Raw genomic sequence first — 6,613 nt, forward strand, 5'->3', positions numbered from 1 at the left:
GGCGACTCCGCTCAACACAGGGTTTCCAAGAGGGGCACAACCCATGCGCAACGTCCTTTCGCTCGATGCCGTTCCGACATGCACCCGGCCCACGGCCTTCCTCGGATTGCGCTGTCCTCCCTGGCTCGCGATCGTCAGCGTGATGCTCCTGCTCACAGGTTGCGCCAGCCAGGGCAAACGGCTTGTCGACGGCGACGCAATCCCGCCGGAGATCGCCCGGGTCCCGGACGCCGTCCCCAAGGTGGAGCCGCTGTCCAGATCCGGCAACCCAGACTCATACGTCGTCTTCGGCAAGCGCTACTACCCCAAGAAGGACAGCCATGGGCACGTCGAGCGCGGGTTCGCCTCCTGGTACGGCGAGCCCTTCCACGGGCGCAAGACCAGCTCGGGCGAGATCTACGACATGCACGCCATGACGGCCGCGCACAAGACGCTCCCGCTGCCCACCTATGCGCGGGTCACCAACGTGGAGAACGGGCGCAGCGTAGTCGTCCGCATCAATGACCGCGGACCCTTCCACGGCCCGCGCGTCATCGACCTCTCCTACACCGCCGCGGTCAAGCTCGGCGTGGTGAAGAAAGGCACCGCAAAGGTCGAGATCAAGGCGATCGATCCCAGGCGGGACAACGCCGACACCGGCCCCTTCCTGGCGAGCCAGGAAGCCTCGCGGCCTGCGCGGGCCAAGACGGCGTCCGCGGCGAGCGCCGCCGACGAGCGCCGCCGGAGCCCGCGGACGCAAGCCAAGACCACTCTGGAACAACCGCCAACGGTCGCGCACACCCCCTCGCGACCACGAACGGCGCGCGCATTGGCCTCCAGCGAGCGTCCCTGGACACCCAGCCAAGGGGGGCGCACAGGCTATCTGCAGGTCGGCGCCTTCGGCGATCAGAGAAATGCCGAGCGGCTGCGCGAGCGCCTGGCGAGCCAGTTGAGCACGAGCGGGGTCGAGATCCTCGAGCCGGGGCAATCCGGTCAGGCGCTCTACAAGGTGCGTGTTGGGCCGCTCGCGTCGGAGCAAGATGCGCAACGCATCTCGAAACAGCTCACGGGGCTCGGCGTCGGCAACCCACGTCTCATCTGGAACTGATGGGCTGATGGTCTGAGACATTGGTGCCAAATCCCAGGCGGGAGGGGTAGAATGCGTGCGCAAACGACCTCGCCATCCCGCTCCCACCGGACCCCATCATGAAGTCTGTATTGAAGCTGTCCCTGTTCTGGTTTTTCCTGTGCGCCGCCCCGCTCCTCGCCCTGGCCGCACAGCCGACGCCAGCGCCGCCCGAACTGGAGGCGAAGGGTTTTCTCCTGATCGATTTCGACAGTGGAAAGGTCCTGACGGAGAAGAACGCCGACGAGCTGCTCGAGCCCGCGAGCCTCACCAAGATCATGACGGCCTATGTCGTGTTTCGTGAGATCGCCGCCGGACATGTGCGCCTGACCGACATGGTCACGATCAGCGAGAAGGCTTGGCGAACCGGCGGATCGCGCATGTTCATCGAGGTCGGTACCCAGGTCAGCGTCGAGAATCTCCTCAAGGGCATGATCATCCAGTCCGGCAACGACGCCAGCGTCGCCCTGGCCGAGCATGTCGCGGGCAGCGTCGAGACATTCGCCAATCTCATGAACGCGAATGCCAAACGACTCGGCATGTCGAACAGTCATTTCACCAACCCCAATGGTCTTCCCGATCCAGAGCTCTATACCACGGCGCGTGACATGGCGCGGGTCACCTTGGCGCTGATTCGCGAGTTCCCGGATTACTACGGCTGGTACAAGACGCAGGAATTCACCTACAACGACATCACGCAGCCCAATCGCAATCCACTGCTGAAACGCGACCCCGCCGCGGACGGCGTCAAGACCGGCTACACCAAGGCCGCCGGCTACTGCCTCATCGGCTCGGCCAAGCGCGACAACATGCGCCTGGTCTCGGTCGTCATGGGCACGGCCAGCCCCAACGCCCGCGCGGAGGCCAGCCTGGCCCTGCTCAACTACGGCTTCCGCTTCTACGAGAGCCATCAGCTGTTCGCCTCCGGTCAACCCATCGAGAGCCTGCGAGTCTGGTACGGCGAGCAGGAGAACCTGCCCGTTGGCCCCAGCCTGAACGTGGTCGCCACCATCCCGCGCGGCAACTATGACAAGCTGAACGCCCGGCTGGAGAAGACCTCTGAGTTGAATGCGCCGATCGCCAAGGGCGAGCAAGTCGGCGATGTCGTCGTCACCATGGGCGACGAAGAAGTCATCCGCGTCCCGCTCGTCGCCCTCCAGGATGTGCCCGAGGGCGGTCTCTGGCGCAAGGCCAAGGACAGTGTGCTACAAATGTTCTGAGGTCACCCGACCTCTCCCGATCCCAACGGCCGAGCTAGGAGTCTGAGGTGAGCGAGGTCTATCTGAACGGTGCGTTCCTGCGTCCAGAGGAAGCCAAGGTTTCGGTCATGGACCGCGGCTTTCTCTTCGGCGACGGTGTCTATGAAGTCATCCCAAGCTATGGCGGCTATTTCCTCAGGCTTGAGCAGCATCTGAACCGGTTCGATGCCAGCCTGGCCGCCATTCGCCTGGACAATCCGCTGTCCCGCGAGGAGTGGCGCACCTTGCTCAGGCGGCTGATTGGCACCCCACCCGCGGCGGATCAGGCCGTCTATCTGCAAGTCACCCGCGGCGCGCCCGGCAGTCGCGACCACCTCTGCCCGGCCGGCACCCAGCCAACGGTGTTCGCGAGCGCTAGCCCCATCAAGCCGCGCCGGCCCGAGATCGCACAGGACGGCGTCGCCTGCATCACGCGGCCGGACATCCGCTGGCAACGCTGCGAGATCAAGTCCATTTCGCTCGTTGCGGCGGTCATGATGCGCCGCGAGGCTGAGGAAGAAGGCGCGCTGGAGACCATCATGCACCGCGCGGGCCTGGTCACGGAGGGCGCGGTCTCGAATGTCTTCGTCGTCAAGAATGAGGCCCTCATGACCCCGCCGAACAGCCACCTGCTGTTGCCCGGCATCACGCGCGGGCTGGCCCTGCTATTGGCGGAGGAGCACGGAATTCGCTACCTGGAAGAGCCGATCCTGCTGGAAACCTTGCGCGGCGCCGATGAGATCTGGCTCAGCAGCTCGACCCGCGAGGTGCTGCCCGTCACCCGGCTGGACGGGCGACCCGTCGGCGATGGCCGCCCCGGACAGCTCTGGCAGCGCATGGACAGGCTCTATCAGGCGCACAAGGAGCAGGTGAGGAACGGCCATGTCTGACACTCCGACGACCCTGCTCGAATTCCCCTGCCGCTTCCCGATCAAGGCCATGGGGCCGGCCGAGAGCGGACTGGAAGACGTGGTGGTGGAGATCGTCGAGCGTCACGCGCCCGGCGTCGATGAGGCTGCGATCCGTGTGCGGTCGAGCCGTGGCGGAAAATGGATCGCGATCACAATCGTGATCGAGGCACAGAGTAAGCCGCAGCTGGATGCCATCTACCGGGAGTTGAGCGCGCACGAGCTCGTGGCCTGGGCGCTGTGAGCGGGGGGCGCACAGACGACCAAACGCCTTTCCTCCTGAGACGCCTGCAGGGACTGCAAGACTATCGCGCCACCTTGGAGGCCATGCGCTCATTCACCGATGGGCGCGGGGAGGAGACCCCGGATGAACTTTGGCTGCTCGAGCACCCACCGGTCTTCACCTTGGGGCAGGCTGCGCGGCGCGAGCACCTGCTCGATCCGGGCGACATCCCCGTCATCCAGGTCGACCGCGGCGGACAGGTGACCTATCACGGACCGGGCCAGCTCATCGCCTACCTGATGCTCGACCTGCGACGAATCGGGCTGGGGGTGAAGCGCCTCGTCAGCATGCTGGAGCAATCCGCGATCGACGTCCTTGGCGGCTATGGCATCGAGGCCGCACGGCGAACGGACGCCCCCGGCGTCTACGTCGCGGGGGCCAAGATCGCCTCACTCGGGCTGCGCGTGCGCAACGGTTGCTGCTACCACGGACTCGCGATCAACGTCGCGATGGATCTGGAGCCCTTTCGCCGTATCAACCCCTGCGGCTATGCCGGGCTCGCCATGACGCAACTCTCCGACTTCGTCGCGGGCGTGTCGGTCGCGGACACCGGCCATGCGCTGACGCAGACCCTCGTACAGGCCTTCAATGCGAAGGCGGTCCAGCGATCAGAGCCGCTCGACAGGCCATGATCCCGCCTGTCGATCCGGCGCCGCGTGCTCAGCAGCATTCATCCTCGATCTGATCGAGCAGGCTCAGACCTGCTTCGAGCCCGTGATGCTCGAAGAGCTCGCGGATGTAATTGACCTGGCTCCCGACGAAGAAGAGCGCGTCTTGCCCAATGCCCGTGATCTCGGGAAGCTTGCGCTCGAAGTACGGCTGCCACGCCGATGGACACTCGACCTCGCCGAGACACTCGCGGATCAGGCTGAGGATTCGCTCGGCACAGGCGTCGCACTCGATGCCTTCAAAACTGATGTAGCGGTCGGTCTTCGGGGCGGCGGACTGCACCTCTGGCACCTCTTCAAAACCATTGATCATGGAAGGAGCCGCCAGCATCCAGCCGCCGGCTCAACGTATCCTCTTACCAGCTGTCTTCCGATGGGACGCCCATCATCGAGCAGCTGAACCTGCGCTGGCATCCTGGCGCCGCACATGCGTGGCAGCGCCTGCTCGCGCCCGGAAAGGGGCCGCGCCACCGGGGTGAGTGTCAGGGATCCGACAATCGCATCCGAGATGCAGGGTTCTCGACCGGCAAGGCCGCACCCACTGAATACCCAACCCCTTGAAGCGACTCACCTTCTTTCCGGTGCGAGCCGACATCCGCCAATCGCCAGGGGTTTAAGCACAAGGCGGGCCAGAAAACGGCCAGCACCCTGCCATCACATCAGGCAGGGTGCTGGCCGCCGCATCGAGGCTAGGGCACCCCGGCAACCGGACGCATCTCTTTGTCGCAGGTGCCACCGACGCTCACGGCGCGCTTAGAGCCACCGCCACGGCAGGACTCGCCGCGATCGGACACGCGGCAGTTGATCTCGACCGGCTTGCCCGAGCGCAGCCAGCTCGGCGTCTTGCGGTAACGCCCCGCCCCACCCGAGCGGCAACCGCTCGGAATGCCGTAGGCCGGACAGGAGCCGGGGTCTCGCAAGGAGACCTTGCGGGCATCGACCAGGAAGCCCGGATAGTTGTCTCTGATGCTCACGATGTCACGATCCGGTGCCTCTTCGAAGAGAAACTCCCTGAAGGCATAGCCGCTCCCGGACTTGGAGCCGATCTGAACGCGGGTATTGGCGATGAGCGCATAGTCCGTCCCGTTGCGGGCGACCGCCCCCGTCATGTACTCGACCCGATCATGATGCGGGAAGCACTTGCCCATCGCCGGCGCATGGTAGTAGTGGCGCATGGCGGTGAGATCCGAGAGGCGATTGCCAGGGAAGACGTCGCGCAGATCTGACGTGCTGCCGAAGAGGATGCGCTCGGCGTCCGGCTCCGTCTGCGCGTACATCGCCTGGATCTTGGCGTAGTAGTCATTGCTGGCCAGATCGGGCCTGAGGAAACAGGAGGTCAGCCCCGAGATCTGCGTCAGATACTCGTCCCAGATGTTGTATTGCGAGACGGACGAGGAAACGCCCTGGAAGTCGCCGGGGAAGGAGCAGCCCTGTCCGCGCTGGCACTGCCCGATGGCACGGTTGCGGATGGACAGCACGATGACGTTGCGCTCGCAGGCACCATAGGCGTTGCAGCCGCGACCGAGATGACCTTCGTAGAGCGCCGTGCGCATGGCGTAGTCCAGATGCTTGGCGCGGGCGAGCGTCGTCGCGGAACCGAGGTCCGAGCGTTTCCGGATGAAGGACTCCCAGGCGCTCTCCAGCGCGGGCCGACGGCGCGTCAGCCGACGGTTCGCCGCCTCGCAGTCGGAGGAGGCATGAAAGGCTCGGACGATGCGGTCCAACTGGCTCGCGCCGGCACTCGTCCCTGCCCGGCCGGTCGGCGGCGGATCGAAGAAGGGCGCCTTCTCCAGCGCATAGAGGTTACGGACGTTGATGACGTTGCGCACAGTCGCGGGGCAGTGATGATTGCGCACCATCTTGCCTTTGCGGGCCGACACCGCGCGCTTGAAGACATCGGTCGATGACCGCGAGGCGTCTCTGGGGTCGACAACCACCTCGAAGCCAACATAGGGCGTACCGCTCTTATCGGTCAGAGCGGCGCCATTGCGGATCACCAGACAGGGAATGACGGAGGTGCCTTGAGTCAGGGTCCCGGCACGCGAGGCGGTGCCGGATCTCGCGAAACGGTCGGCATCGTAATAGGGAACCTCCATTGGGCCGTTGAACTGATAGACCGTCATCACGGGTGTCGCCGGAATCGCGGGCCAGACGTTCGTCGACAGAAGCAGCGCGAGCGCGCCGAACACTTTACGCATAGCAGAATTTCCTTCTTGGCAGGCGTTTCTTGGTCGCGACTAGGCTAGGGCAAGTGCGCCATCGAATCCACCGGCCGTGCCGGCTCGGCACGGCGAAACCGTTCTACCGCAGATTGACTCGCCGTAGTGGGATTTACCTTCGATTCTGTACAGGCCCCAGCGTTTGACTCAAACTGCGCGCCAGGATTGGTTGGCGAGGCAGCGCGACGCACG

Annotated in this window: 7 protein-coding genes; 5 read left to right on the forward strand and 2 right to left on the reverse strand. The window is 65.0% G+C overall.

What is annotated here, in order from left to right; translation table 11 throughout:
• Positions 1–43: 43 nt before the first annotated feature.
• The 5 genes from CKO23_RS18410 (at position 44) to lipB (ending at position 4,166) form a co-directional block, all read left to right on the forward strand.
• Positions 44–1,087, forward strand: a complete 1,044-nt coding sequence (locus CKO23_RS18410) for a septal ring lytic transglycosylase RlpA family protein (RefSeq protein ID WP_200333284.1) — start codon at positions 44–46, stop codon at positions 1,085–1,087.
• 98 nt (positions 1,088–1,185) lie between these two features.
• A complete protein-coding gene (locus CKO23_RS18415) occupies positions 1,186–2,325 on the forward strand; it encodes a D-alanyl-D-alanine carboxypeptidase family protein (protein WP_200333285.1) in 1,140 nt (379 codons plus the stop codon).
• A 47-nt stretch (positions 2,326–2,372) separates the two neighbouring features.
• A complete protein-coding gene (locus CKO23_RS18420; protein WP_200333286.1) occupies positions 2,373–3,233 on the forward strand; it encodes an aminotransferase class IV in 861 nt (286 codons plus the stop codon).
• Positions 3,226–3,495 carry a YbeD family protein gene (locus CKO23_RS18425; RefSeq protein ID WP_200333287.1) on the forward strand — a complete coding sequence of 90 codons (270 nt, stop codon included), beginning with the start codon at positions 3,226–3,228 and terminating at the stop codon, positions 3,493–3,495. Before CKO23_RS18420 ends, CKO23_RS18425 begins: the two co-directional genes overlap by 8 nt.
• 83 nt (positions 3,496–3,578) lie before the next feature.
• On the forward strand, positions 3,579–4,166 hold the full coding sequence (gene lipB, locus CKO23_RS18430; protein WP_440870576.1) for a lipoyl(octanoyl) transferase LipB: 588 nt from the start codon (positions 3,579–3,581) through the stop codon (positions 4,164–4,166).
• 28 nt (positions 4,167–4,194) lie between these two features.
• Here lipB and cowN read toward each other — a convergent pair whose 3' ends face one another.
• Both cowN and CKO23_RS18440 read right to left on the reverse strand, forming a co-directional pair.
• Entirely contained in the window at positions 4,195–4,515 is a 321-nt protein-coding gene (gene cowN, locus CKO23_RS18435) for a N(2)-fixation sustaining protein CowN (RefSeq protein WP_207168605.1), read from the reverse strand.
• A gap of 376 nt (positions 4,516–4,891) precedes the next feature.
• Positions 4,892–6,400, reverse strand: coding sequence for a hypothetical protein (locus tag CKO23_RS18440; RefSeq protein ID WP_200333288.1), 1,509 nt, complete (start codon positions 6,398–6,400; stop codon positions 4,892–4,894).
• Positions 6,401–6,613: the final 213 nt, after the last annotated feature.

Origin of the sequence: Thiocystis violacea (assembly GCF_016583565.1) — a bacterium.
Classification (GTDB): Bacteria; Pseudomonadota; Gammaproteobacteria; order Chromatiales; family Chromatiaceae; genus Thiorhodococcus; species Thiorhodococcus violaceus_A.

What these genes read in the sequence shown, in the direction of transcription:
- CKO23_RS18410 (WP_200333284.1), top strand. Translation starts at nt 44, where the DNA reads ATGCGCAACGTCCTTTCGCTCGATGCCGTTCCGACATGCACCCGGCCC.
- CKO23_RS18415 (WP_200333285.1), top strand. Translation starts at nt 1,186, where the DNA reads ATGAAGTCTGTATTGAAGCTGTCCCTGTTCTGGTTTTTCCTGTGCGCC.
- CKO23_RS18425 (WP_200333287.1), top strand. Translation starts at nt 3,226, where the DNA reads ATGTCTGACACTCCGACGACCCTGCTCGAATTCCCCTGCCGCTTCCCG.
- lipB (WP_440870576.1), top strand. Translation starts at nt 3,579, where the DNA reads ATGCGCTCATTCACCGATGGGCGCGGGGAGGAGACCCCGGATGAACTT.
- cowN (WP_207168605.1), bottom strand. Translation starts at nt 4,515, where the DNA reads ATGATCAATGGTTTTGAAGAGGTGCCAGAGGTGCAGTCCGCCGCCCCG.
- CKO23_RS18440 (WP_200333288.1), bottom strand. Translation starts at nt 6,400, where the DNA reads ATGCGTAAAGTGTTCGGCGCGCTCGCGCTGCTTCTGTCGACGAACGTC.